Here is a 24495-nt window from a genome sequence, read left to right as displayed (position 1 = left end):
GTTTCCGCTTCATCTAAATGCTTTTTGACGATCTTGTATACCTGTCAATACGGATTGAACTGTTGTTAATGCTCCGGAAATTCTTCCTTGAATATCTCCTGCAGCTGCACCTAAATATAAAGTTTGGAAATTATTTTGTAGAAAATTCATAGCTCACTCTCCTTTATTTTTCTTCTTCTTTTTGTAAAGCTATTGTTTGTTCTTGCTTTTGTTCTCTAGCCTTGAAATTGTTTATTTGAGTAATCTTTGAGCTCTTCAACTGCTTCAGCTGTCAATCCACTTTTCTGTTCAATCTGATAATTGACTTGTTAGTGATAAGTAGTGATTGTTTGAATTCGATATCCGAAGACAACAACACTCAAAAAAACGTTACAACCTTGTTGAACATCATGATGTTCAACAAGCTATCTTGCTATACAAGGATGTTTTAGAAACGAAAACAATAATTTGACACTAATCCATTTAAGAATGCTGCTTGAGAAATTTTTATCAAATGACACTACTCAAATTCCTAAAATCGATATCACTAAAGCCCTGGCTCTTATAAATCAAATCATAAGAAGCCACGTACCCGACTTCTTATGATTTCCAATTTTTCGCAGACTTTATGACCCCATTATCTATTGACCAGCTGCAAATAGTTAGTCAAAAACTACTTGCTGTTGACTTCAATGTCATGGACTCATTCAACCATTTTTACAAGAAATATTACCCTATCTGCTTGGGAAACTTATCTGACTGCTTAATGGACTTAGGGTACTTTGAAGAATCAAAACTCATATTGGAAAAACTAGCTTTCGTAGCAGACCATGTGGACTCTATCGAATTAAAAATGTGGGCACAATACTTAACAAACGTACTAAATATTTACATGGATGATCAACTTAATGAAAAACAGAATCGATTAAATAAATTAAATCAAATCGTAACAAATTGGCACAATTTATTGCCATCCAGTCATTTGGTAGAAGGTCTACACGGCGCTTTCCAACGTTTATCTGACAGAAACGGTGATCGTCCAAACAACATTCATATTCCACCTGTATACATTTTAAAGCCATAGGAAAAAGCCTAGTATCTATTGCTAGGCTCTTTTGTATACCTCTATTCATTTCCTTCTTCCAGCATTCATAAGACTCAACAGTTGCACTTTTTTTCATTCTCCTACAAATTCCACTAAACAATGACCACTTATAATCATCAAGAATGGCAGTACCTACTCCCCCTAATCCTAAGAAAAACAGTAAAAGTAAAGACAAAAATAGCATCATATTCGTCCATAACGATAAAAGAGTCAACAAAAGAGAAACTAAGCCTACTGTAACAAATGAAAAGAACAGAATACCATAATAAATTTTCAAAAGAACAGCCCATTCTTTGATTCTATTAAGAACAGATAACTCCTCCTCCGTCATTCATCAATCCACCTGCTCTTTCTTCTTCTTGGGATCAATACTCTTTAAAAACCTCTCCTCCAACACCAATAAATGACGATAAACATCATCCATCGACCAGCCTGAAGAAAGACTAAGACAATACAAAAAATCACAAGGCAACGTCTTTACGGTACGGTTTCTTGTTACCCAGCTTGCTACTGTACTCTGCTTATATCCATGCAACTCACAAAATTGTTCTACTGTCATACCTAACCGCGAAATAATAAATACATTGATCGGGTAGGGATATACAAAGGTATTGATACTCATAGTCAGAAAGACCTCCCCCCATATTATTACGTTTGCAATAATAGTACTACTCTTTCTTAAAACCAGCAAGCAAGGCGGAGAAAAAGAAGGAACGTATCATAGATATAATGTAATAGGCAATTTGCACCTTTTAATTTCAACCTGTATCAATCGTGAACAGATCTGTTTGCACGCCGATCTTATTGGGTTCTATCAAGCGTTTCAGTGCTGTCTGGATAAACATGTATTCTCTTCCAAAAGCTTCTGAGATCGCAGCGAAATAAGCCCCCTTGCTTTCTTTTTTTAGCCGGATAACGGAGCGCATCAATCCATGTATCGAAGCTAGTATAATACCCCCATTACGACCAGCACGAACACGAAAATGAATTTTGTTCTCTTCTCTTAACTGCTTCAGTACTTTGTCCAGGGAACGTTTTGGGATCTTTAAACGTTCAGTTAACTCTTTTTTTGTAGAAATAATGTATGGTTGTTCTTCATAGGATTGCTCATTCAAATAGGACAGTAGATCTTCTGCCCATTCATGACTATGTGAATACTTGCGAACAGCTCTTTCTTTCTTGAATTTCCACCAACCCCGTTTTTTGTTGAATAGTTGCTCTTCAGAAAGATTGGCATCGACCCACTCTTGGCATAATAGGACAATTTTTTCTCTGTGCGCTGCTTGATATTTTCCGGAGTAAGCGGAACGAATGATTCTGGTTAATTCTCGATCAGATAAAGGGTTAGCCAAGCGGTCATTGAATTCTAACATCGTCAATTCACATGCTTCTACTTCGTATCCTGACGAAAAGTATGCCAAAGACAAGGTGAATATGACATTATTTCGACCATATACGCCCTTTTCACCTTGTATTTTTTGACTTTTTAGCAACAGCTGGAACCAGGGTTCATCGACTTGACGAAATTCTTGAGTAGATGGTAATACAAAAACGTTCTTGATCTCCGCTTTTTTGTCCGCATCTTCTCTCATTGACCAGTCGATCCATTCTTCGAAACGATAACGATACTGTGGTTCAAAGAATAAAACATTCTCTTCAGAAGGCATTCGTGTGATCCCAAAATGATTGGCATTTACATCAACAGGAAACCGATAATCATTTGAAAATTTGTTTCTTAGATTTTTTGAGATCATTTTGGCCACATTGATCACTTTAAAATTTGATTTCTTCGTCACGTATGCAGGCTTGTCTAGTACATAGAAAGCTTGAAATCCATGCGGTGTACGTAGAATCATTGTCGGCATAAAGCCGATCTCGTGACTGGCCAAGATAATTTCTCCATAGTCAAAGTGTGGATCCAATGTGTCAAAATCAACAAAGAAAGTATTGATTTGACGCAAATTGTCCTCAGAATGACCTTTTGTAAACATTCTGGCTTCATCAGCATACGTTCCATAGCGAAATACATTTGGTGTCCAATGAGTGAATCGATTATTGTTTTCGATCACACCTTCTTCTGAAGTGATCACTAGTCCAATCCCCTCGATCATGTGTTCCTTTGAACGGTACGCAAAAATAGCCCCCTTTCCTGACTGATCACTAAAAGAGACCGGTTTTAGGTGGCTGTTTTTATATTTGAATTTACGGATACCATTTTGTAATACCGTCGAATATACGACATCCAAAGAAGCTGCCATGACTTTATTCCTTCCCAAACTAAAAGAGAACACAAATAATCTTAAAGATTTGTGTTCTCCCAATAGCTTAGAAGTCTTAAATGAATGACAAAATAAGCGTGTATATATTGAGTTGCTCGTCAAAAAATGGTAGAATAAGTCTGTAAGTTCGGATTGTCAGTCCGAAAGACTTATCAAAATTACATAAGTGGTTGTCAGCCACTTACATAACTTCTGAGACGAGCGAGAACACATAGTTGTTGTATGTGATTCAGATGAAAGAGTGACCCAATTCACTTTTTTATCCGTCTCTTTTTTTATTTTTATTTTTTTCAGTTCTATAAATACAAACATAGCATATCTTACTTTTTCCATCTTGTAAACTCTTATTTTTTATAATTTAATATAGTTATTGTCGCACAAACCTATTAATATCAACAATTACCTTAGGCATTAAAACACTTAAGTACTTAAGTGTTTTAATGCTTTTTTTCAGTACTTAAGTACTATGACGTTTTAAAGTTGCATTTAATTGCTGTTAAATCACATTCTAAACATAGCCGAATTAAAAGTACTTAAATACTAAAGTTTCTATTGACTCGTAACTTTCTAGGTGGTATTATTATATTGCATACAAGTATTTTAACACTTTAGTACTTAACTTAAGGAGGTAGGAAAATGAAAAAAAATCGATCGAATTCAGCAGAAATTATTTCGCTAGTTAAACAAATAAAAGATCTCGTTGGTGAAAAAGGTGGTCCCATTGTAATTTCTGTTGCAAATCAAAAAGGTGGCGTTGGAAAAAGTGCTACCGTAGATAATCTAGCTGAACTGTTTGCTAGTTTCGATCTTATAACAGATATCGTAGACATAGACGCACAGTCAAGTATAACTAATCTAAAAACTGATCTTAGAAATATCATCGATGAAAATCTACCAGAAATGACTCAGGTAATGCTAGAGGAAGAAACGTTAGAGAACATTACTTATCAGATTAAGAATAATCTATTTATTTCCCCAACAACCTTGCGTCTATCAGATGCCGAACTTAACCTAGTTAACGCTACATTAAGAGAACTGATTCTGAAGAAGAACATAGAGAGCCTTGAGACAAAATTTGATATTATTTTGATTGATTGCCCTCCTTCAAGAGGACTGCTTACTGTAAATGCTCTTAGTGCATCAGATTACATCTTAATTCCTGTTCAGTCCGAGTACCAAGCTCTAGTAAGTATAGAGTTGCTTTTTTCTACAATCAATAAAGTTAAAAATTCAATTAATCCTAATCTAAAGGAACTTGGCTATGTAGTCACTATGGCAACTAATACAAACCACAGTGACGAAATTATTGAGGAAGTTAAATCTGACGATAAAGCGGAAGTTATTTCTATCATCGATAGAAGCATCGTAGTATCCGACGCTGGCGTTGCTAACATGTCAGCTTACGAATTTGATTCAAATAATAAAGCTGGCATTGCATACTATAATCTTGCAGTGACAGTTCTACAGAAAATAGTATCAGAAGGAGTTGTATAAAATGGCTAAACGTGTATCTATTAAAGACAAAAATATAGCTAAAACAAATGATATCGACACACTATTTCCTACTTCAAAACCACAAACTTCCGATCAAAATGGAACTAAAAAGAAAATTAATATTCTTAGAAAAATTGAAGATATAATTTCATATTACAAAAATTTTAAAGGCGGTAAGCAAGTTTCGATATACTTGCCTGAAGAGATTCATCGAATGGTTAAAATGAAAGCCGCACAAGACGATCGAAATATGAAAGACGTAATGAAAGATTTAATTCTCGATAACTATCTAACTGAGTCAGAAATTAAAGAAGCCTACCGTTCATACGTTGATAAATTAGAAGAAGATAGCAAATAGACATGAGACACTTTAGTACTAAAACATTTTTATTGTTTAGTGCTAAAGTGTCTTTTTCATACCATCATCATAACACGAAATTTTTAGTATTAAAGTACTTAACCATTTAAGTGCTTAACCATTAAAACGTTTTGCTACTGTCTTCTTTCGACGAAGGCAATCGAAACCTCGTAATCTTTATTTTTTTGATTAATTTTAGAGGGACTCCGCAGTTTATTATTGTATTCAGACTCTTTAATATTTAAGGGTTTAAGTACTTTATAACTAAAACACTTAAGACCTTTGGGACTTACGGAGTATATTGTTTTAATTATCCGAACTGTGGACGTCCATCTATTTAAACACTTTGACACTTTGGTATTTTGACACTTAACCATTAAAACCGCAATGATAGAATTTTGATCTGTTCTCTTGACTTAATTAGCGAACATATGTTCTAATACGGTATATAAAATGTATCTTTCTTTTAGAAAAGGTGATTTATCATGGTTATGCAATTTGGCGTAAACCCAAGGTTTGACTATACTAAAGAACCCTCACGAGATATTCTCTGTATCGACTGTAAGTCATTTTATGCATCCGTAGAATGCGTAGAAAGAGGACTAAATCCTTTAAAGGCAAAGTTAGTTGTCATGTCCTATCCTTCGGACGATCCTTCTCAGCGAGGAAGTGGGCTAATCCTGGCATCGAGTCCGGCCGCAAAAAAAGCCTATGGAATTTCTAATGTCAGTCGATCACGAGATCTTCCTTTTCCGTATCCGGAAGACCTCGTGATTGCACCACCGAGGATGGCACTATATATGAGAAAGAATATGGAGATTAACAATATTTACAAGAAGTATGCTGACGAGCAAAATCATTCCGTATACAGCATCGATGAGAGCTTCGTGGACGTCACAGACTCATTAAAGCTGTTCGGTGCAAAGGACGCAAGAGAGCTGGCGAGAATGATTCAAACAGACGTTTATCGACAAACTGGAATCTTCACAACGATCGGGATTGGTGACAATCCGCTCTTGGCCAAGTTCGCACTAGACCTCGAAAGTAAAAAAAATTCAGATATGAAAGCAGAATGGCGTTATGAAGACGTACAGCAAAAGCTTTGGTCTGTAGAAAACATTACAGAGGTGTGGGGTATCGGACGTCGGACAGCAATCAGGCTAAACCGAATGGGCATATTTACTATGCATGACCTGGCACACGCAAATTACTATCAGCTGAAGCAAAATTTTGGTGTCTTAGGTACTCAACTATATGCACACAGCTGGGGCATCGATCGATCATTCTTAGGTCAGAAATACAAAGTAAAATCTAAGTCGATAGGGAACAGTCAGGTCTTAAATCGGGACTATACACGTCGAAAAGAAATAGAAATTGTAATCAAAGAAATGGCCGATCAAGTAGCAACTAGGCTACGCCGTACAGGAGCGAAAGCTGAAGTCATATCTTTGTGGATCGGTTTTTCAATGGGCTATGTTGATCGATCTGGCAGTCGAGGGTTTCATCAGCAAATGAAGGTGCCAGCAACTAATAGCAGCAAACAAATAGCAAACTACTTACTGCAGATATTTGATCGTCATTACAAGTACCAGGATATTCGAAATGTAGGAGTAAACTGTTCAAAGCTCGTTTATTCTAATGCTTTGCAGCTTGATCTCTTTGAAGATCCGGACGAACAAGTAAAAGACTTAAAAATCGATTATGTGGTAGATACGATACGCAAAAAATACGGGTTTAAGTCGATCGTTCATGCAAATAGCATAATGGAAGGTGGACGTGCGATCGCTCGCAGCAGCCTTGTCGGAGGGCATGCAGGTGGTATGTCTGGACTTGAAGGTGCTGAAGGTCATGGTAAAACGTACTAAGAAAACTTTTACGGACTATAATCAATACAGAGATCGACCATTCGGATTGAAGTGGGCAACGGCTTACGCCATGGATGATCTTATGAAAGGTGTCTTAGAAAACGAAGCCTGGGCTACAAAAGAAGTTGTTGGTTTGGATTTAATGAACCGTGAGGAAATCGACGCAATTCTATCGGAATCGTTCCTTTATCACAAGCCTATATCGCTGCAATTAAACACTAAAGACGAATTTGGGCGATTTTTGGATCCTGTCGAAGGACAATTTCTTGGTGAAGCATATGAAGATTATTTTGTACTCAATGAACAAGCGATCAATTGGACAGATGTCCGACATGTATCCATAAAAAAAGAGGAAAAATGGTTTAAAGTTGATTATTTTCAGGACAGAGAGTCTTCTCGCAACAAACAAAAGAAAAAAGCGAGTAAAATAGAAAAAGAGATTGAGCTAATCAAAAATGAGTATTATCAGGACTTTGCAGACGACGATTGAAGATCATTGTCCATCATTTGACTTTGAAATTTCCTTAGAATGGCTCTCTGACACACGTTTTTTAAACAGATCAGAAAAGGAGAGGAAGAATATGTGTGGAAGATATTTTTTTGATTTATCTTCAGATGAACTAAAAAGCTACTATGATCACGTTGTTTTAAATGCTACAGGTAAACATATTCGTGTTGGTTTTAATGAAATTTTTCCAACTAATTATATAGTAACACTAGGACTTAATCAGGATTCAAGGGTAGTACCAGGAATCACTCAGTGGGGGTTCCAAGGATTTAAGCCCGGTCAACTTATGATCAACGCACGTTCAGAAACAGTAGAAGAAAAGAAGACTTTTTATTAAAAAGGTTTAAAGAATTGAAATTCTTATAGAATTAAATTTTTTGTCATGATACTTTTGTTTAAAAGGAGAAAGAGACTTATGCTCTCATACACAATTTATTTTTTTGCAGTTTGGTTTATACCCTTAGCCATAATTATTTATGGAATTTATAAAAAATCAAAGAAGTTTTGGCTTACAGGAATTTGCTTAATTCCAATCTTCCTTATCGTTATGCCGGTAATAGCTATGTTTTTTGGTGGAGATAATATGTAAATTATTTTAGATGAGTCAAAAAAATTGACTCTTCGTAAAATTTTTCATGTTAGTTTTTCCATTCTTGCTATTCTATAGGCTGATTATTTAGCTTATTAACGATAGACTCAATTGGTTTATTGAAACATACCCTACCTAAAAAATAATTAATCGTCAAATGATTTTTGAATATAGGAACAACAAAAAAAAGTTGAAGCTAAATAAATTGGATCAGACGTTCAAAAAGACGGAACAGTTACAGTTAAAGGTTTAGACGGAAAAATGAAAGTTTTACCAAAAACAGGAGAAACAGAAAATATTACTTTATCTATCTTAGGTGGTTTGTTAGTCTTAGGTTCAGGAGTAATTTTGAAAAAAAGTTTAATTGATTAGTTGTAATGTATCTAGCCAATTTAAAATGAATTTAATAGATAACTACCCACAAAATAGTTTGAAAAGTGCTTAGAATGCTTGTATGAGCACGGAGAAATCTAAAATTCAGCTACTTGGCTTCATTTTAAATTCGTGCTATAATGAGTGTGCGAATGTGAAGATTTCGAGCATGTATAGCACAAAAGCCCAAACCTATGTCCGTAGGTTGGGCTTTTTTTGCACTAGTTGCGACGGCTAGCGTTGTGGGTTAGTTAGCAACTTGCTTTTAATCGTCGTCTTTCTCGTCTAACCAATGAGAAACTAGTTCAATGACTAAGCCCACGAAAAGTGGTGCGGCAATCAATGTGAAGATTTGTTGAAACATGTATAGCACCCCCTTTCGGGGCAAGCTGCCATGAATGAGTATATCATAATAAACCGTTTAAAAGGTTTATAATTTGACCTAAAATTTAATAGAATCACTTATCACAAATCACAAGTGATTTGTGATAAGTGATAAGTGATAAGTGATTTGTGATAAGTGATTTTATTATTTGAATGGTTTTTCCCTAGCATTTCTTTTATTGATAATTTAAAATATAAATCAAACTACTATTATGACAATAAAGGGAGAGTCCTATGAAAGAAGATAAAATACATGTTTTAAGTTTATTCATATCCAGTATAGTTTTATTCTTAATAACAATTATTTTTCACGAAATTGCTATCGGTCTGGTTATCGCATTAATTTGTTTTACCATTAGTAATTCTATTGCAAAAAAATATATCAAAAGAAAAAACAATAAAATATAAGCAGCCCGAATTTACTAAAAAAATGTTCGGGTTGCTTATTTTTTATGATAATTGATCTATAACACTCTTACTCATATTTTTTAAATGTTTAAGCTCTAAAAATTCCATAACTTGAAGACATTTATCAATGTGTTGTTGTGCCTCTTTATTATTAAGTAATAATAGCTTTATACCTTCAAAAAATTTAGAAAGTAACCTTTCAAAAATTTGTTCCTCATTAAGCTCAATTTTTTCCATCACCTGTATATAATGAAATACCGAATTAAAATCGTTATTTTGCATAAAATATATAATAACATTAGATAGTAGTCTATATACTTCATCAGTATAGTGATTAAAGTTCCGATAACTTCCTAATCTATCTATTGCTCTTGGAAGAATATTTTTAATGGTTCTGTTGCAAAGTCTGAAACTCAAAAACACTATCTCTGACCAACCGTCAATCTAAGCAGGTATTCCCATTAATATTTTGATTTCAGTAGAAACTGAAAACCGAAGAGTGTTCCATTTCTTCGGTTCTTTTTATATATTCCTCGAATGGTCTCCATCCCCTTAATCGTGGATGAGGCAGTCCGGAGACTTCGATAAAATTTATTCCGTCGCTTAATTGGCCTATGATCTTGTTCTATTAAATTGTTCATATACTTCACAGTTCGGTGCTCTGTTTTGGTGTATAATCCGTTTCTCTGTAACTTTCTAAATGCAGATCCTATAGAGGGTGCTTTATCTGTTACGATGACTCTAGGTTGTCCAAATTGTTTATGGAGTCGCTTTAAGAAAGCATACGCCGCCTGAGTATCTCGTTTCTTTCGTAACCAGATATCCAATGTTAAACCGTCCGCATCAATCGCTCGATAGAGATAATGCCAACGCCCCTTAATTTTGATATAGGTTTCATCCATTTTCCACGAATAGAAGGACTGTTTATTTTTCTTTTTCCAGAGATGATAGAGGATTTTACTGTATTCTTGCACCCACCGATAAATCGTAGTGTGACAAACATTTATTCCACGGTCATAAAGCAATTCCTGAACTTCACGATAGCTTAGATTGTAACGTAGGTAATAACCAACAGCGACAATGATGACGTCTTGTTGGAATTGTTTGCCTTTAAAATGATTCATCTCTCAAGCCTCACTAACCTTTTTTCTTATATTTTACAATAAATACAGGAAATTAAAAAACTTCGCAACAGAACCCGTCAAATTTATTTCGAGCGACTCATCAAAAACACGCCTTCTGAATTTAAGATGATAGGCTAAGCTTCAGCTAGGTTTCATCATTTTTTTGTCCTCAATCTTAAAAGGGTTAGGCTAGGTTTCGTCAAAAAATCTTGCCTTCACTCCAAAGGGGTAGGATAGGCTTCAGGTAAATTTCTTCAAAAAATTTCCAAAGGCATGGGTAGGATTTTTTAAAAATCTACCTTACCAAAATGAAAGGCCTAACGGAGAAGGGCACTTTTTCACAAACTTTTCCTTGTTACAAGTCCCTCCAAAAGCCTATTAAATCAACGTTTAACCTGTAACAAGAACTTGCAAAAAGTGGTGCATTGGTGTAACAACTTGTAACAAGCTTGTTACAAGTTTATAAGTCCCAAAAAGCAAGTAGGAATAAGGGTTTTACCCACTTCCGATTTAACTGTTGATACAAGGTTGATACAACTTGTATCAAGAAAATGATAAAAATGCACCATTTTCCCTTATGCTCTTCCACCACTTTTCAGCAATCACAAAGTATGCCTAGCTTACCTAGTAAAGCCTAGCAAGGTCAAACGGATAAAAAGTATCTTTATATAGGCGAGCCTTCAAAGGTCATGGACGCAAATTAAAGGGGAAATTTGGAAAGGGTCGGCAATATGATTAAGCAGAAAAAGGAAAGTTAGGTAGTCAGCCCTTGCGTCTTTGAATGGGTTAGATTTTAAAAATGGGTAGTAGGGTGCTGGATAATTTTTGAATAGGTTGGTCTTGAGTAAGGGGAGATAGAAAGTAAAACAGGTGGAAGGGTTAGGGGGTAGCGAGTGAATGTTTTTTTGCTGACATTGCATGGAACAGACGAGGCCTATAGTCAGATCTTCCAGCCGCTCTTGAAGTGGCAGCTTCCACTCAAGTGGTATGTTGCCAGCCTCTTTCTTGTGTTTTTGCTGGCATTTCCCACTATCCGTCAAGACGGGGGCCTAGCCCAAGCATTGAGCTCTCGACCAATAGGAAGCTGGCTGCTTTCCTTTGCCACCTACGTCGTTGCGGCTATCCCGGTGGAAGTGGAAGTGGCCTGGCGGGGGTTCGCGCTCCCGCACTTGTAGAAGCGCTATAGCGCCTTTGCCGCGAGCATGATCATCGGTGTCCTCTGGGCAGTCTGGCATGCTCCGCTCCTGTTTAATTTGGACAATGTCATGTCCACGTATCCGCTGCTGCCTTGGTTTGTCGACGCGATGATGGACTCAGTCATTTATGTTTGGCTCTACAATTCCACAAAGGGGAGCGTCTTTCTCTTGGTTCTTTACCATGCCTTGTCTAATACTTTGGGAGGTTTCGCGGGCTGGTCCACTGCTACTGCGAGCATCGTAATCGCCGCCCTCCTGCTCCTTATCTACAAACCGGCCACCATCTCGGCGAATGGCCGAAAGTATAGCCTTTCGGATTAGAAAAACTACTATAAAAGTAATAACTTGATATTCCTCAATTTTTTTCCTCCTTCTTTTCTTATGATAGAACCATCAATTGATGATTAAAAAAAGAAAGAGAAATTGAATATGAGAAAGAACATAATGATGACAACAGGAGCCTTCTTGGCAGCCACAGGGGCACTGTTCCTAAATCCTCTGACGGCCAGCGCCCACTGCGATACGATGGACGGACCAGTGATTGGCGATGCGCAAAAAGCGCTCGCGGAGGAAAACTTTAGCTACATCGCGAAATGGGTATTGCCTGAACAGGAAGAAGACATTGAGGGTATCTTTGCTCAGGTGATGGAAGTGAGAGATGATAGCCCTGAGGCTCAGAAATTAGCCGATCAGTATCTCTTCGAGAATCTGGTCCGTATCCATCGGGAAGGGGAAGGGGCCCCCTACACAGGCGTGAAACCGGAAGGAACCCCCATGGAGGAGGCAATTGTTGCCGCTGATAGGAGCATCGCCACTGGCACCCTCTCTCCTCTTGAAGAGCTTGTCGAACCTGAACTGATGCCGCAATTGGAGGAAGCCTTTGAGGACGTTCTCGCTACTAAGGATTTTGATACAAGCAATGTCGACGCAGGCCGAGAGTATGTCATTAATTATGTGACGTTCACCCATCTAGCGGAAGGGGAGGAGCATGAGGAAGCGGACCTGCACCCTACTGCCCAAACGGACGATTTGCATGAAGTGGAAAATGTGAAAGCCGCAGGGGAACATATTGAGCCAGAAACAGAGGAACCCAAGGCAAGTTGGCTGCCTTGGGGATTAGCCGGAACCTTCTTCGTCACTACCATTGCTGGGTTCCTCAAGAGAAGAGTGTAAGAATTTGAAAGGTAGGCCATCTATTAAAAGAGGAAGCCAGCAGGCAGGATTTTTCCTGCTTTTGTCCGGCCTCCTTTACTTCCTGATTACCCGCTTCCTGTTTTTCTTTATCTCCGTTCCCACACCTTCCATGTATCCTGCCATTCAGCCGGGAGACCGTATTCTCACCACCCACCTCTATGATACGGGGGAAATTACCCGGGGTGATATCTTAGTTTTTCAATCTGAAGAACTAGATGAGGTGCTCGTGAAAAGGGTCATCGGTCTGCCTGGAGATGGGATTGTCATCAAGGAAACAGGGGAAGTCTTTGTCAACGGGGAAAGGTTGGCAGAGGAATATGTGGAGTACCCGGACTCCTTAGCAGGGCAATATCTAGTACCCGAAGACAGTTACTATTTTCTTGGAGACTTCCGTGTTCATTCCTTTGACAGCAGGAAATGGAATCAACCCTATATTCCAGAAGGGGCTATCTTAGGGGAGGCCCAATGGGTGGTGACTCCACTCCCCCGTTTCGGACAGGTAGACGAGGGCATTTAAAGCTAGTAAAAAAGAAAGGACTTTTTCAAGCGTCGGTGAAAATCGTACTTGGGGATAGTCCTTTTTCTGTTGTCCAGCGTAGGAGAGGAAACTGGTGGAAAGGCCACTCCATTGTGCCAGTTTTTCGTTTTTTTTCTCGCAAAACGGGTTGAATGCAAAATAGGTTTCAACTCCTTTCGCTCTCCCTATCCTGCCAAACTGGGCTGATAGCCCGGCTATTGTGCCGCTTTTTCGGTTGTGAGACAGATAAGAAAAAGTCTTTTTCTTGATGACGGTCACTTTTCCAGATAAATCGGCAGTCTATACTGGAGTCACCACTATGCCTTGGAAAGGTATATCCACTCAGATCAAGGGGTTCATTATACCTACCCTGTTTTCCAGGAAAAAGTTCTTTATCGTCTCCATCCCTCTCACTTGGATTCTTTTTAGATAAATCAAATGAAACGGATGAATTACATTAAAATCGCTTAAAGGTATCTTTTTCAATATTCCTTTGTTGAGTTCCTCTTCAACAGCCATCTGATAAATAAAACTGATTCCTAAATCTTTTTCGACCAATTTTTTAGTTGCACCAATGCTCCCAATCGTCATAACTTTCGAAAAGCTGTCTAAGTGGATTCCTTTACTTTTTATAGCTGTCTCGAAAATCAGGCGTGATCCCGATCCTTCTTCACGGACTAGAAGAGGTGTAGAAAATAAGTCGTTAATGCTCTGTTCTTGTTTCCATAAAGAACTTTTTTCTGAACAGACAGCGATAAACGGTTCTTCAGCGATTTTCTGGAATTCAAATACAGATTGATTGAATTCTCCTTCCACAACCGCAAAATCAATTTTCCCATGTTCCATCAATTCGATCAAATGTTGGGTATTGTCTGTTACCATCGAGATATCGTGCACTGGATATTGGTTCAAATACGACTCAATTAGTCCAGGCATCATGTATTCCCCAATCGTCAAGGAAGCCCCAAATGAAAGGGTAGTGTGCTCTACAGTAGAAGTTAGTTGCTCTTCCACCTTAGCGATCTCTCTTTGGAGCAAATAAAGATCTTTTTGCAGCTGCTTTCCCTTAGCCGTTAATGATGATTGTCTCTTTTCATAATGAATCAGTTCAACCCCTAACTCCTGTTGCAAAGACTGAATATGCTGGGTGACAGCCGGTTGGGTAATGTGCAATCTTTTGGCTGTGGTCGTGTAATTCATTTCTTCTGTCAAAGTAAGGAACGTTTGGTACCGGTAATCTAACATCTAATGCCACTCCTCAATAACAATTTCTTATAAATATATAATAAATGATTATTTTACTTTATACAATCTTCGGTATACCATAATACTATAAATATTTGGAGGAGGTTTAACATGCGCGCAAAATTCAAAAGAAGCTATTCTATTTTACCCGGTCTTCTAATCAGTGTTTTGATCTCGTTAATCAGCCAATATCTATCTGCCCTTCTGCCAAATTTAGGAGCAGCACTGATCGCAATTTTTTTAGGAATTTTGTTGGGAAATACTTTTTTAAACAAGCCTTATTTTAAAAGAGGAACTAAATTTTCTGAAAAATCCCTCTTAGAATGGTCGATCGTGTTAAATGGAATAATCTTAGATTTTCAAATCATCAAGCAAGTTGGTTTTACTGGATTTATTTTTGTTATTCTTCAAATGGTTTTGACGATTTTATTCGCTTATTGGATCGGTCGAACTATGAAGTTCAATAAAAAAATGTCTTTGTTGATGGGTGCCGGCAATGCAGTCTGCGGCTCTTCTGCTATTGGTACTGTCTCTCCGATAATTGGTGCCGATAAGAAAGATAAAGCCATGTCCATCACTATAGTTAATGTAACAGGAACCATATTGATGGTCTCACTGCCTATTCTCGCTTCTGTTCTGTACCACAACGAAGTCGTTCAAACATCAGCTTTGATTGGAGGTACGATCCAATCCATAGGACAAGTCGTTGCTTCAGCTAAATTGGTGAGTATGGACGTCACTAATCTGTCTATAGTATTCAAACTTATGAGAGTACTCCTTATCATCGGAGTAGCCTTATCCTTCAGTAAACTAAACACTAAAGAGGAAGAACCGCTATTTTCTAAATCAGCAGTTGATTCCACATCTGCTGATTTGAAAAAAAATACAAACCTATTGACTATTCCCTGGTTTATTGTAGGATTTTTCATTTTATTCTTGCTTAGAAGTTTTCTACCCTTACCTTCTTTCATGATTCACAGTTCCGAAGTCATCAGTAATCAATTTGAGATTACTGCTTTAGCTGCAATTGGTCTTCAGGTCAAGTTCTCTGATATCTTGAAAGAAGGGCCTCGTACCATGTTATATGGCTTACTGATCGGCTGCTTCCAAATTATTCTAGCAATTGGTTTGATTTTTTGGCTGTTCTAGTTTAGGTAACAATAATTCAAAATAAGCAGCGACTGATATCAGCCGCTGCTCTTTCTTTTGAATTCACTTTTTTTACCACCCTATTGATGTGAAACTAAACACTCTCAGCGAATGAAATAACAGAGCTAATTAACATAATAATACAATTGTTTTTCAGGACTGATTACCTTAAAAGATCCGTCAGTACATTTGAGGGAACTGCTTTTCCTAAGTATTCTTATTTTAAAAGTATACTCAATCATTTTTAGGCATAAAAAAACAGAATGAAACTATTCTCTTTTTGATATCAACTAAACCCCATCAAAATATCCAAATAAATTATTTTTTTAATATCTCAATATGTAATTTTACATTCTTCATTGAATCATACATAATAAAACATGAAGCAACAAAATATTTTACACTTCTCGGAACGTCTTTTCTCTATGGTTTTAATTATTTCGTTTGTCAAATTAAGTTGGACAAAATTTCTTCATCCATGTAGCTCAAAAATACTTCCAGCGGTGTCTGATAGTTTAAAGATTTTCTTGGGATATGGTTTCTTTTGGAAGCCACGGAAGAAACGATAAAGTCCATATAATTGTGTAAAAGATAAAAGGCCATGTAACAACCCTTTTACGGTACACCCTAAATAGACAAAAAGAGGCTGGGACAAAAGGTCTCTCAAAAAAATACACTCCCAAAACTATGAACTTTTTTGTTCAGTAGTGGGAGTGTATTTTTCTATATCTTTATAAAAATAAACGAAAGTGGGACTACTTTTTTCGCAAAAGTAGTTTTGTCCCAGCCTCTTTTTTACACTTCTATTCATTGTACTAGAGGTAATTTAAATGTAATATACAAACAAATATTTAATTATAGTCATAACTTAAGAGTATTGACTATGGTTCCGACGTCCAGTAAAATCAAGGGATACAAAGGTGTCATAACTTATGTTCAAAAGTGAGGGTGAAAAAAGATGAAATATGGCTATGCACGGGTGAGTACCCGCCAACAAGATCTAGAAGGACAGCTACGTCAACTCGAAGAGGAACGCTGCGACCGAGTCTACTTCGAGAAAATTACCGGAACAAAAAGTGATCGTCCCGAGTTCCAAAAACTCCTTCAGGAAATTGAGACAGGAGATACGTTGGTTGTGACGAAACTGGATCGCTTCGCTCGCAGCACGCAAGATGCATTGAACACGATCAAGCTCTTATTTGAGAAGGGCGTGCGGATCAACGTGCTGAATCTAGGAATTATTGAAAATACGTCCACCGGAAGATTGATCTTTACGATTTTTAGCGCTTTTGCGGATTTTGAACGCGATTTGATTGTGGAACGTACGCAGGAAGGGAAAGAGCTGGCTAAACAGAAACCTGATTTCAGGGAAGGGCGACCAAAGAAATTTAATCAGCAACAAATCAAACTTGCCATGAATCTATTGAAGAATCATTCCTATAAAGAGGTAGAGAAAATGACCGGGATCAGTAAGAGCACTTTAACGCGTAATAAAAGAAAAACACAGTTGAATACTGAGTTACAAAGTATGCTTTGAGCCAGTTGCGTCAAGTTTTGCGCAAAAAACGTGGTGGTGCCAAGATTTTCGCATCTGTTGTCGTTAGCTTTGGACTGGACGATATTGGAAAAGAACTTCAAATCCTAATTGTCTTCACTCGTACATCATAAAAGCAGCTTTAAGTACTTTAGCAATAAAATATTATAGCTTGAATATTGATGTATCAAGTCTACATAGATTTTTTGTATTCGAAATCTGAGTCAGTAAAGAATGAGAGCATCTTACATACTGTTTAAAATAACCCTCCTAAAGATACTGTAGAAAGTATTTAGGAGGGTTATTTAATTTGAACTACGCCTTATCAGATCATCGTCAAATAAGACTTAGAATAACATCAGATGTAATTTCGAAGATCCTTAATTTAAATAAATTAGAGGAGGATTTATATTGCCGCAAACAAGTTCTAAAATCAATGTCACTGAGTGGTTGTTTGTATGGCGGATATCAAGCATATTAGTCAGCGTTTACATGATATAATCAAGACATGAGTTTCCAAATTATTACGGAGGTCTACATATGGTTAAAAAAATTGATTTTCATATCCACACGGTTTCTAGTCATAAAGATTATGATTTTTCTTATTCTCCAGAGTGGCTAAGGAAATATGTTCGAGCAGCTGAATTAGACGCAATTGCTATTACTAATCACGATTTATTTGATGAAAGTAATTTTAAACAGATCCAGTATGATTTGCCAAATACTAAGGTTTTTCCAGGTATAGAACTGAGTCTTGAAGAGGGACATGTAAATATTATTTTTCCAGAAGAAGATAGTCCTAATCTAGTTCATTTTTCTGAATGGCTATCTACCCAAAATTTAGGACAGAACGGAAAAGTATCTACTGAAGATTTTTGTACTCACATGAGTAATTGGGAAAATGGAATTTATATTTTTGAACTAGGAAAAAGTAACGCCTTATCAGTACCAGAAAAATTGGAATCTATTTGTTCTGTTGGTGGAGTAGCAAATCAATTGAAATTTCAAACTTTTTATAGAATAGAAGATGCTTTAACACCAGTATTATTTAGTGATGCGCACGCTGATGATAATGATCCTGAAGAAAAAAGGAAGAATATAGAAATATTAAAAAATAAAAATACGTACTTACAAATTGACAATTGCTCGTTTCAAGAAATAAAGAATTGTTTAATGGATAAAACAAAAGTTGGCATAAACCTTAGATATTTGAGGGACGTAATTGATATTGAAAATCACACTGTTTCAACTGGATTAAATTTAATTGTTGGTAAACGAGGTACTGGGAAAACCAATTTTTTAGAAACGATAAAAAAATATTATGATTATGAAGATATTTATGAGATAGCTCAATTTGAAACATCAAATGCCAATGATTTTATAAAAAAACAAAGAACAGAACAAGGGAAAAATGCGTTAGATATATGGAAAAAACGGTATGACTCGCAGTTTTCTGCTATTCAAGACTATCTAAAAAATAATGAAGAAGATTTTAACCAATACGTAGAAAAATTTGTTGAAAGTGTGAAGCAATTCGCCAAAGATTCGACTACAAGTAACTCAACTTCCAAATATCAACTTATTAAAGAATCGAATCTTGAAGAAATTTCCACAAAAAACTTAGAAACACACTTGCACAAATTACTTGATTTAATTAATAGTCCAGATTTATGGGAGCTGTTAAGTAATTCAGTTGAAAAAAGGAGAGTTTTTGTTGAGACATATAGTGAAGTAAGGAATTTGTTTGTTCAGAAACAACAGAATAACAAAGTTCGAGAAAAAGTAAATGACATACTAGGTTCTGTAAAAAAAATAGTTCAATCTAAAACTGGGATTACCCCTGTTGTTGATTGTGAGTTTTCGAAGATAATTCAAAAACATCAGATTGAAAAAGAAATTAATAATTTCATGCAAAAAATAGTCTGTAATACTGAACTAAAAAAAGAAAAAATTTATGGATACCAAATTATTGTGAAGCTATCTCCGTTTATAAATGCTACTCAGTTTAGAAAAGATCGTACAAGTGAAGCAGTTCAAGATGATTTAATTGTTCCCTATAAAAGTGGGCAGTATATTACATTTTTAAGGAATTTGAAAAAAAGAAGTTTCTTTAATTCTTCTATTTTAGAAGAATATCTATTGCATTTAGAAGTTAACCTGCTGGATTCAGATGGTGTACCAGCATCTGGGGGACAGGCTGTGGGATTTGCTCTAATGATGAGATTAGAAGAAGCAAAAACAAAACCAATAATTTTAATCGATGAACCCGAAGCGTCACTTGATAATGAATACATTCGGAAGGAATTAAGAGATGCTATAAGGAATTTGTCTGCAAGCAGCACTGTTTTTGTGGTTACACATAATTCAACATTAGGAGCATTACTGGAACCAGATTATCTAATAGTGACTACGAAAGATAAAGAAAAGGGATATCGCGTACTTACCGGTGAATTTTCTTCTCATCTTATCTCTACAAAATCAGATACAACTGAAAGTAGCTATGAAAAATTTGTAGAAGCGATGGAAGCTGGAATAGAAACATATAAAAAGAAAGGAGAAATATATGAAAGTCTTAATAGTTAATTCAGGAAAATCAAAGTTTGTTATAGGTGAGAATAATGTGGAGCCAGAAAACCTTTCTAGAGATGATTTATTAATGATACTAAATAATATTTATGAATCTGAAGAAAACGTGGTGATTCCTAGCATTGAAGAGTTAGATGAGATTAGAAATCCCATTGAAAAAGAGATTGTTCAACAAATTATTCAAAAAATTTCAGATTTTTCAAATAACGTTGAAAATATTCGCCAAGAAGTGCAAGCGCAGTTTCCTGTTATAGAAGATTAAAATTTATATGCTAATAAAAAATAAAGGAGTGAGGAAAATGGTAGGAATAGATAATGATAGTAATTTCGAGTCATATGAATTCGAAAAAACATACGATTTTAGCGTAGAGATTCCAATTGTAGATGAAGATACTGGGGAATATACTAGAGAAATAGAATTGGTAGCTGGACAAATAACATTTTTTGGAGATGCAGACTGGGATTCAACAGAGAAAGAATATGTTTATAATTTTTCTTGGGAAGAGTCTACTAGAACATTTAGTCATTATGGCAATGCACCTGATAAGGAAGATGAGTTTATTAAAGATTTCAAAGAGTATTTATTACAACAAGGAGTTGAGAGGTATAATATTGGATGGTAAATGTTGAAATTAATTATAAAAATTTTTAAATATGTAGGGAGAGATATACTATGACAGAAAGATTCACAGATACTGATTGGTGGTGTGACCGTTGCGGGGCACATCTGAATTCTCAAAATAATTTTGATGACTATAAATATACATGGAAATGTACTGAGTGCGGTTTTAAAAATAGTATTTCAAAAGATAATATATATGAGAGCCATGAGGAATATTACAATACAGGTGATGATGATTCTGGTTTACTAAGATCAATTTTTAAGAAATTGTTTTAGTGCTGAATTACTTACAGATTTTCTGAGAATGCCTTGAAACGTTAATCTTCCGGTAGGTAAAGGAGAGGTAATCACTTTTCTTTTTTTACTTCATTGTTCCATAACTTTATCCAAGGTGATTAATTTGACATAGAACTTGTGATGGGTTTATGGACACGTGTTTCAATTCTTTTAGAGAAAAATCATACCAAAATAGCAGTGTCCAGAAATGAACCATTTTCTGGACACTGCTATTCCTTTTCCAACGCTCGTAAAAGTTTGGATAGGCTATTAGACTTTAAGTTGGGTCATTTTTCTCTATATCTATGATTTATAAGTTATACCAAAAATACATTCCTCATACATAAATGTCAAAATTCTTAATTCGTCTCCAGATTGGTTACTATTACAATACATAGATAGTAGTTCATTAAATTTTGTAAATACAGTTTCAGGAATGGATAACAACCCCAAACCTCGACTGAACATTATCTTGTTAGCAGTTAACAATGCTGTCCGCTTATTGCCGTCCCAAAATATTTGATTTTTCGAAATAAATAGAAACAGCCGCAGGGATTTTTCAGTTTCTGATATATCCTGATTCATTATCTCATCATATTGATTATTTACCTCGTCTTCAGTTAACATTGGAGGAACATATCTTCCTTGAATGGTCGATACTTCTACTCCACCGGTTCGTATTTCACCAGGGAAAAGTGCATCCTCAGCTGCAACGATCCGATTAATCCGCTTACTTGTCTCTAACAGGGGCTCCTGTACGTCGTTTAAAAGCATTTCAAAGCCTCTTTTTAAGTTAACGACAGTCAGGACATCATCTACCGCCACGTTATTGGCCCGATTGTACTTAATAATCTCTTCTGTTTGTAATAGCGTTGTATTCAATCCTTCAAATTTCCCCGCATTATACACCAGTTCCACAATGTTTTTCTTCAATAAATACACCGATTCTTTGCGAGATAAGTGGTATTTATCAGGAAATGTAGGCTGCTTTTCTTCGTTCATTTTCTCACCTCTTGAATTTTTCCTTCTATTATATAGCGCATTATTCTGTCATAGATCCAAACTCTTTACTGCGGTATCTTTGTCTTCCTGAGTGATCCCAATATAGCGTAAAGTCTCCCGTTGTGAAGAATGGTTTAGCAACGACTGAATAATTTCTGTTTTGGTCCCTTGTTTGTACAAAAAATAGCCGAAGGTTTTGCGCATCGAATGGGGACCAATTTCTTTTAACCCAACCGCCGTTCCTGCTTCATGAATGATCCGCCAAAGACTTTGTCGGGTCAAAGGCGTATCTGCTCCTTTGCGACTTGGAAACAAATAATTGCTGAAGTCTTGTACTTGCAGCTGCTCAGGAAATTCTGATTGGACATAATCGAGAATCACTTTTCGTAATTTGTTTGAAATGAAGACCGAATTATGTTTGGCCGTTTTTTGTTCCTTCATGGCCAGACGTTCTTTGACAATCACCCGCCCACGGGAAATTTCTAACACATCACTTAATTTCAACTGCCTTAAATCGGAGATTCGATACGCTGTATTGATCCCGATCGAAAAAAGCACCAAATTTCGTTGCCCATATTTTCCGGAAGCCAAAATTGCCTTCATGGCATCGATCTTTTTTTTGTCGCGAATCGGTTCCACGCTCTTCATTTTTAGTCCCCTCTCAAATGTTACTTAATATGATTATAACAGATAATAAGTCACATTTAAACAAGCTATAGAAAAAAGGCTCTAAAAGAAAAGTGATTTCCTCTTAGAGCCTCTAAGGATTGAGCAATTTTAACGAATGTGACAGAATCCGATTGTGTCACTTTCATTCCAAAGGATTTACACAGAATGTTTAATCTATTAAACTAGCGAAAAGGCATTAAAATTAATTTAAAAATATTGAAAAAATTATACACTTCTTCTTTATACGCCGATTGTAAAATTAAGCTAGACAAACAAAAAAGCCATTTGTGCTACACTCAAAATAGTTCCGACGAAAGAATTATAAGGAGTGAGTACAAATGACCTACACCCATCTTACACAAGACGAGCTTGTATTGATAGAGTCTTATTTCAATACGAATCAACCTGCTTCCAAAGTCGCCATCCTTCTAAAGAGGGCCAAACAAACGATCTATAACGTCTATCGTGCTCTAGAGCAGGGAAAGAACGCTCTAGATTACTACAAACAATACAAGAAAAACAAAGCCCGTTGTGGCAGACGAAGGATTGCTTTACCTGACAATCAAACAAGATACATTCAAAAGAAAGTCACTCAAGGGTGGACGCCGGATGTGATTATCGGTCGTGCCGAACAGCCAATTGACTGTTCTATTCGTACGCTCTATCGAAAGTTCAAACACGGTGACTTCAATGTCTTAGAATTACCAATGAGAGGAAAGCGTAAACCCAATGGCCACCAGGAAAAGCGTGGAAAACAAGCTTTTAGAAGGACTATCCATGAAAGAAACCTACAATACCAAACATTTGAAGACGAGTTTGGTCACCTTGAAGGTGACACCATTGTCGGGGCGAAGCACAAAAGTGCGGTGATTACGCTAGTGGAACGTCTATCTAAAGTCATTATCACTTTAAAACCTGCCGGTAGACAGGCAAATGACATTGAATATACCTTGAACCACTGGTTTCAATCTTTCCCACCGCACCTTTTCAAGACAATCACTTTTGATTGTGGTAAAGAGTTTTCCAATTGGCAGTCCATCTGCAATATAAATGATATCGACATCTTTTTCGCTGATCCGGGGACTCCTTCACAACGTGGATTGAATGAACATTCAAATGGATTGCTTCGTAAAGATGGGCTTCCTAAGTCTATGGACTTCAGAGAAGTCCCTGAATCATTCATTCAGAGTGTCGCTTCTAAAAGAAACCATATTCCCAGAAAATCACTGCACTACAAGACACCATTGGAAGTATTTTTGAGTTATGTACGTCAGGATGATTTGTCTAGCTTAATTTGACATTTGAGACATTAAAAATAGCAGAAAATTTATTTTATTAACAAAAAATTATTTTAGAGACTCTCAACTATCTGATAGTCTTCTTTTTTTAATAGAAGAGTGACCTATAGTTTACCTTGACTAATATATATACGAAACATCCGAGAACTTTATGATATTTCTTCTTGTATGAGCAATTATAGTGACTGATGTAAATTCATAGTCTAGCCACCCATGTATTGTTGCAGATCCCCGTTGTAATTACTAATAACTTTAAACAGTACATAAATCTCAATTTACTTCCAAAATATCGTCAAATCATTTAATAAATATATTATTATCTACATTTGACTATTCATTAACAATAATATAAAAGTAGATAAATTTAGAAATGCCAGTCGTCAATTTTCCTATTCTGAGTTTGAGGATAACTATAATCTAGATAATACTAATATTTACTTGTGTATATTTTTACTTGAACTTTTCTTGGTAATTTCTTCTGCTTGGGTCTTTCTAAAATCTGTATTATCAAATTTACCTGTATTAATTGAATCATTCTTATTAATACCGCCATAACCACTATCAATCATACTGCCCCATCCCTTTAAAGGATCTTTTCCTTGTGAACGAAGGTAAGCATTTTTTTTTCTTAATTTTTCTTTTTTCTTTTCTTTTCTTTGTTTAAAAAAATTTTTCATTCTTCCTATCACGCACGTCACCCAATTTCTATTCAAATTATTTTTACAAATTGCAAGTACAAGTT

The 24495-nt window shown here is 36.2% G+C and carries 27 protein-coding genes and 3 pseudogenes; 18 read left to right on the top strand and 12 right to left on the bottom strand.

Going from position 1 to position 24495, the window contains the following annotated elements; all coding sequences use genetic code 11:
* Positions 1 to 9: 9 nt before the first annotated feature.
* From IGI76_RS17215 to IGI76_RS17200, 4 genes are all read right to left on the bottom strand, one after another.
* Positions 10 to 150, bottom strand: a complete 141-nt coding sequence (locus IGI76_RS17215) for a hypothetical protein (protein WP_002316998.1) — start codon at positions 148 to 150, stop codon at positions 10 to 12.
* Between the two features lie 734 nt (positions 151 to 884).
* Positions 885 to 1415 (bottom strand): hypothetical protein, encoded by a 531-nt coding sequence (locus IGI76_RS17210; protein ID WP_438781850.1) that lies wholly within the window; start codon positions 1413 to 1415, stop codon positions 885 to 887.
* Positions 1416 to 1418: 3 nt separating this feature from the next.
* Entirely contained in the window at positions 1419 to 1706 is a 288-nt protein-coding gene (locus IGI76_RS17205) for a PrgN protein (RefSeq protein ID WP_012481689.1), read from the bottom strand.
* A gap of 136 nt (positions 1707 to 1842) precedes the next feature.
* Positions 1843 to 3342: a primase C-terminal domain-containing protein gene (locus IGI76_RS17200; RefSeq protein WP_438781852.1), complete on the bottom strand. Its 1500-nt coding sequence runs from the start codon at positions 3340 to 3342 to the stop codon at positions 1843 to 1845.
* Positions 3343 to 3999: 657 nt separating this feature from the next.
* Here IGI76_RS17200 and IGI76_RS17195 point away from each other — a divergent pair.
* The 6 genes and pseudogenes from IGI76_RS17195 to IGI76_RS17170 all read left to right on the top strand — a co-directional run bounded on the left by IGI76_RS17195 (position 4000) and on the right by IGI76_RS17170 (position 8549).
* Positions 4000 to 4857 (top strand): ParA family protein, encoded by an 858-nt coding sequence (locus IGI76_RS17195; protein ID WP_161843062.1) that lies wholly within the window; start codon positions 4000 to 4002, stop codon positions 4855 to 4857.
* Position 4858: 1 nt separating this feature from the next.
* Positions 4859 to 5215 (top strand): hypothetical protein, encoded by a 357-nt coding sequence (locus IGI76_RS17190; protein ID WP_005230882.1) that lies wholly within the window; start codon positions 4859 to 4861, stop codon positions 5213 to 5215.
* Between the two features lie 485 nt (positions 5216 to 5700).
* Complete coding sequence (locus IGI76_RS17185) at positions 5701 to 7080, top strand: Y-family DNA polymerase (RefSeq protein ID WP_262120154.1); 1380 nt, start codon at positions 5701 to 5703, stop codon at positions 7078 to 7080.
* The gene (locus IGI76_RS17180) at positions 7064 to 7570 is read left to right on the top strand and encodes a hypothetical protein (protein WP_071130049.1); all 507 of its coding nucleotides are present in this window, start codon (positions 7064 to 7066) and stop codon (positions 7568 to 7570) included. Before IGI76_RS17185 ends, IGI76_RS17180 begins: the two co-directional genes overlap by 17 nt.
* A 91-nt stretch (positions 7571 to 7661) precedes the next feature.
* Positions 7662 to 7919: pseudogene (locus IGI76_RS17175) on the top strand (SOS response-associated peptidase family protein); the annotation flags it as partial.
* Positions 7920 to 8438: 519 nt separating this feature from the next.
* On the top strand, positions 8439 to 8549 hold the full coding sequence (locus IGI76_RS17170) for an LPXTG cell wall anchor domain-containing protein (protein WP_438781855.1): 111 nt from the start codon (positions 8439 to 8441) through the stop codon (positions 8547 to 8549).
* Between the two features lie 265 nt (positions 8550 to 8814).
* On the opposite strand, the gene IGI76_RS17165 is transcribed toward IGI76_RS17170, so the two are convergent.
* A complete protein-coding gene (locus IGI76_RS17165) occupies positions 8815 to 8913 on the bottom strand; it encodes a type I toxin-antitoxin system Fst family toxin (protein ID WP_438781857.1) in 99 nt (32 codons plus the stop codon).
* A gap of 254 nt (positions 8914 to 9167) precedes the next feature.
* Here IGI76_RS17165 and IGI76_RS17160 point away from each other — a divergent pair, with 254 nt between their 5' ends.
* On the top strand, positions 9168 to 9341 hold the full coding sequence (locus tag IGI76_RS17160) for a hypothetical protein (protein ID WP_375837924.1): 174 nt from the start codon (positions 9168 to 9170) through the stop codon (positions 9339 to 9341).
* 42 nt (positions 9342 to 9383) lie between these two features.
* Here IGI76_RS17160 and IGI76_RS17155 read toward each other — a convergent pair whose 3' ends face one another.
* Positions 9384 to 9764 (bottom strand): hypothetical protein, encoded by a 381-nt coding sequence (locus IGI76_RS17155; RefSeq protein ID WP_438781860.1) that lies wholly within the window; start codon positions 9762 to 9764, stop codon positions 9384 to 9386.
* Between the two features lie 21 nt (positions 9765 to 9785).
* Positions 9786 to 10465, bottom strand: a protein-coding gene (locus tag IGI76_RS17150; protein WP_438791799.1) for an IS6 family transposase whose coding sequence is annotated in 2 segments (ribosomal slippage) — positions 9786 to 9829 and positions 9829 to 10465 — 681 coding nt in all. Because the reading frame shifts where the segments join, the coding sequence is not laid out codon by codon here.
* A gap of 893 nt (positions 10466 to 11358) precedes the next feature.
* Here IGI76_RS17150 and IGI76_RS17145 point away from each other — a divergent pair.
* The 4 genes and pseudogenes from IGI76_RS17145 to lepB all read left to right on the top strand — a co-directional run bounded on the left by IGI76_RS17145 (position 11359) and on the right by lepB (position 13372).
* A complete protein-coding gene (locus IGI76_RS17145; RefSeq protein WP_438781822.1) occupies positions 11359 to 11640 on the top strand; it encodes a hypothetical protein in 282 nt (93 codons plus the stop codon).
* A 21-nt stretch (positions 11641 to 11661) separates the two neighbouring features.
* Positions 11662 to 11982: pseudogene (locus IGI76_RS17140) on the top strand (CPBP family glutamic-type intramembrane protease); the annotation flags it as partial.
* Between the two features lie 108 nt (positions 11983 to 12090).
* Positions 12091 to 12834 (top strand): DUF6448 family protein, encoded by a 744-nt coding sequence (locus IGI76_RS17135; protein ID WP_438781824.1) that lies wholly within the window; start codon positions 12091 to 12093, stop codon positions 12832 to 12834.
* A 4-nt stretch (positions 12835 to 12838) separates the two neighbouring features.
* Complete coding sequence (gene lepB / locus IGI76_RS17130; RefSeq protein ID WP_438781826.1) at positions 12839 to 13372, top strand: signal peptidase I; 534 nt, start codon at positions 12839 to 12841, stop codon at positions 13370 to 13372.
* A gap of 342 nt (positions 13373 to 13714) precedes the next feature.
* On the opposite strand, the gene IGI76_RS17125 is transcribed toward lepB, so the two are convergent.
* Complete coding sequence (locus tag IGI76_RS17125) at positions 13715 to 14617, bottom strand: LysR family transcriptional regulator (protein ID WP_082148264.1); 903 nt, start codon at positions 14615 to 14617, stop codon at positions 13715 to 13717.
* A 111-nt stretch (positions 14618 to 14728) separates the two neighbouring features.
* On the opposite strand from IGI76_RS17125, the gene IGI76_RS17120 reads away from it, so the two are divergent.
* The gene (locus IGI76_RS17120) at positions 14729 to 15766 is read left to right on the top strand and encodes a YeiH family protein (RefSeq protein ID WP_048729019.1); all 1038 of its coding nucleotides are present in this window, start codon (positions 14729 to 14731) and stop codon (positions 15764 to 15766) included.
* 447 nt (positions 15767 to 16213) lie between these two features.
* Here IGI76_RS17120 and IGI76_RS17115 read toward each other — a convergent pair.
* Positions 16214 to 16330 (bottom strand): annotated as a pseudogene (locus IGI76_RS17115) (IS30 family transposase); the annotation flags it as partial.
* Positions 16331 to 16724: 394 nt separating this feature from the next.
* Here IGI76_RS17115 and IGI76_RS17110 point away from each other — a divergent pair.
* The 5 genes from IGI76_RS17110 (at position 16725) to IGI76_RS17090 (ending at position 20784) form a co-directional block, all read left to right on the top strand.
* Positions 16725 to 17303 carry a recombinase family protein gene (locus IGI76_RS17110; protein ID WP_010731565.1) on the top strand — a complete coding sequence of 193 codons (579 nt, stop codon included), beginning with the start codon at positions 16725 to 16727 and terminating at the stop codon, positions 17301 to 17303.
* A 537-nt stretch (positions 17304 to 17840) separates the two neighbouring features.
* A complete protein-coding gene (locus tag IGI76_RS17105) occupies positions 17841 to 19883 on the top strand; it encodes an AAA family ATPase (protein ID WP_438781830.1) in 2043 nt (680 codons plus the stop codon).
* Entirely contained in the window at positions 19864 to 20148 is a 285-nt protein-coding gene (locus IGI76_RS17100; RefSeq protein ID WP_104659524.1) for a hypothetical protein, read from the top strand. Before IGI76_RS17105 ends, IGI76_RS17100 begins: the two co-directional genes overlap by 20 nt.
* Positions 20149 to 20185: 37 nt before the next feature.
* Positions 20186 to 20509 carry a hypothetical protein gene (locus IGI76_RS17095; RefSeq protein WP_010731562.1) on the top strand — a complete coding sequence of 108 codons (324 nt, stop codon included), beginning with the start codon at positions 20186 to 20188 and terminating at the stop codon, positions 20507 to 20509.
* Between the two features lie 50 nt (positions 20510 to 20559).
* Positions 20560 to 20784, top strand: a complete 225-nt coding sequence (locus IGI76_RS17090; RefSeq protein ID WP_110115357.1) for a Sec23/Sec24 zinc finger-containing protein — start codon at positions 20560 to 20562, stop codon at positions 20782 to 20784.
* 303 nt (positions 20785 to 21087) lie between these two features.
* Here the strand turns inward: IGI76_RS17090 and IGI76_RS17085 are convergent, their stop codons facing one another.
* Both IGI76_RS17085 and IGI76_RS17080 read right to left on the bottom strand, forming a co-directional pair.
* Positions 21088 to 21786: a Fic family protein gene (locus IGI76_RS17085; protein ID WP_438781833.1), complete on the bottom strand. Its 699-nt coding sequence runs from the start codon at positions 21784 to 21786 to the stop codon at positions 21088 to 21090.
* Between the two features lie 48 nt (positions 21787 to 21834).
* Positions 21835 to 22434 carry a tyrosine-type recombinase/integrase gene (locus tag IGI76_RS17080; RefSeq protein ID WP_008382128.1) on the bottom strand — a complete coding sequence of 200 codons (600 nt, stop codon included), beginning with the start codon at positions 22432 to 22434 and terminating at the stop codon, positions 21835 to 21837.
* A gap of 359 nt (positions 22435 to 22793) precedes the next feature.
* Between IGI76_RS17080 and IGI76_RS17075 the strand changes: the two genes are divergently transcribed.
* Positions 22794 to 23753, top strand: coding sequence for an IS30 family transposase (locus IGI76_RS17075; protein WP_231473644.1), 960 nt, complete (start codon positions 22794 to 22796; stop codon positions 23751 to 23753).
* Between the two features lie 434 nt (positions 23754 to 24187).
* Here IGI76_RS17075 and IGI76_RS17070 read toward each other — a convergent pair whose 3' ends face one another.
* A complete protein-coding gene (locus IGI76_RS17070) occupies positions 24188 to 24430 on the bottom strand; it encodes a hypothetical protein (protein ID WP_233786479.1) in 243 nt (80 codons plus the stop codon).
* Positions 24431 to 24495: the final 65 nt, after the last annotated feature.

Origin of the sequence: Enterococcus sp. DIV2449a (assembly GCF_051711225.1) — a bacterium.
Lineage (GTDB): Bacteria > Bacillota > Bacilli > Lactobacillales > Enterococcaceae > Enterococcus_D > Enterococcus_D casseliflavus.
The sequence above is the reverse complement of the archived record's forward strand: the minus strand, read 5'-3'. Positions and strand labels throughout refer to the sequence as shown.

What these genes read in the sequence shown, in the direction of transcription:
- IGI76_RS17180 (WP_071130049.1), top strand. Translation starts at nt 7,064, where the DNA reads ATGGTAAAACGTACTAAGAAAACTTTTACGGACTATAATCAATACAGA.
- IGI76_RS17200 (WP_438781852.1), bottom strand. Translation starts at nt 3,342, where the DNA reads ATGGCAGCTTCTTTGGATGTCGTATATTCGACGGTATTACAAAATGGT.
- IGI76_RS17215 (WP_002316998.1), bottom strand. Translation starts at nt 150, where the DNA reads ATGAATTTTCTACAAAATAATTTCCAAACTTTATATTTAGGTGCAGCT.
- IGI76_RS17075 (WP_231473644.1), top strand. Translation starts at nt 22,794, where the DNA reads ATGACCTACACCCATCTTACACAAGACGAGCTTGTATTGATAGAGTCT.
- IGI76_RS17090 (WP_110115357.1), top strand. Translation starts at nt 20,560, where the DNA reads ATGACAGAAAGATTCACAGATACTGATTGGTGGTGTGACCGTTGCGGG.
- IGI76_RS17185 (WP_262120154.1), top strand. Translation starts at nt 5,701, where the DNA reads ATGGTTATGCAATTTGGCGTAAACCCAAGGTTTGACTATACTAAAGAA.
- IGI76_RS17160 (WP_375837924.1), top strand. Translation starts at nt 9,168, where the DNA reads ATGAAAGAAGATAAAATACATGTTTTAAGTTTATTCATATCCAGTATA.
- IGI76_RS17100 (WP_104659524.1), top strand. Translation starts at nt 19,864, where the DNA reads ATGAAAGTCTTAATAGTTAATTCAGGAAAATCAAAGTTTGTTATAGGT.
- IGI76_RS17095 (WP_010731562.1), top strand. Translation starts at nt 20,186, where the DNA reads ATGGTAGGAATAGATAATGATAGTAATTTCGAGTCATATGAATTCGAA.
- IGI76_RS17070 (WP_233786479.1), bottom strand. Translation starts at nt 24,430, where the DNA reads ATGAAAAATTTTTTTAAACAAAGAAAAGAAAAGAAAAAAGAAAAATTA.
- IGI76_RS17105 (WP_438781830.1), top strand. Translation starts at nt 17,841, where the DNA reads ATGGTTAAAAAAATTGATTTTCATATCCACACGGTTTCTAGTCATAAA.
- IGI76_RS17135 (WP_438781824.1), top strand. Translation starts at nt 12,091, where the DNA reads ATGAGAAAGAACATAATGATGACAACAGGAGCCTTCTTGGCAGCCACA.
- IGI76_RS17190 (WP_005230882.1), top strand. Translation starts at nt 4,859, where the DNA reads ATGGCTAAACGTGTATCTATTAAAGACAAAAATATAGCTAAAACAAAT.
- IGI76_RS17205 (WP_012481689.1), bottom strand. Translation starts at nt 1,706, where the DNA reads ATGAGTATCAATACCTTTGTATATCCCTACCCGATCAATGTATTTATT.
- IGI76_RS17080 (WP_008382128.1), bottom strand. Translation starts at nt 22,434, where the DNA reads ATGAAGAGCGTGGAACCGATTCGCGACAAAAAAAAGATCGATGCCATG.
- IGI76_RS17165 (WP_438781857.1), bottom strand. Translation starts at nt 8,913, where the DNA reads ATGTTTCAACAAATCTTCACATTGATTGCCGCACCACTTTTCGTGGGC.
- IGI76_RS17125 (WP_082148264.1), bottom strand. Translation starts at nt 14,617, where the DNA reads ATGTTAGATTACCGGTACCAAACGTTCCTTACTTTGACAGAAGAAATG.
- IGI76_RS17170 (WP_438781855.1), top strand. Translation starts at nt 8,439, where the DNA reads ATGAAAGTTTTACCAAAAACAGGAGAAACAGAAAATATTACTTTATCT.
- IGI76_RS17085 (WP_438781833.1), bottom strand. Translation starts at nt 21,786, where the DNA reads ATGAACGAAGAAAAGCAGCCTACATTTCCTGATAAATACCACTTATCT.
- IGI76_RS17195 (WP_161843062.1), top strand. Translation starts at nt 4,000, where the DNA reads ATGAAAAAAAATCGATCGAATTCAGCAGAAATTATTTCGCTAGTTAAA.
- IGI76_RS17210 (WP_438781850.1), bottom strand. Translation starts at nt 1,415, where the DNA reads ATGACGGAGGAGGAGTTATCTGTTCTTAATAGAATCAAAGAATGGGCT.
- IGI76_RS17110 (WP_010731565.1), top strand. Translation starts at nt 16,725, where the DNA reads ATGAAATATGGCTATGCACGGGTGAGTACCCGCCAACAAGATCTAGAA.
- IGI76_RS17120 (WP_048729019.1), top strand. Translation starts at nt 14,729, where the DNA reads ATGCGCGCAAAATTCAAAAGAAGCTATTCTATTTTACCCGGTCTTCTA.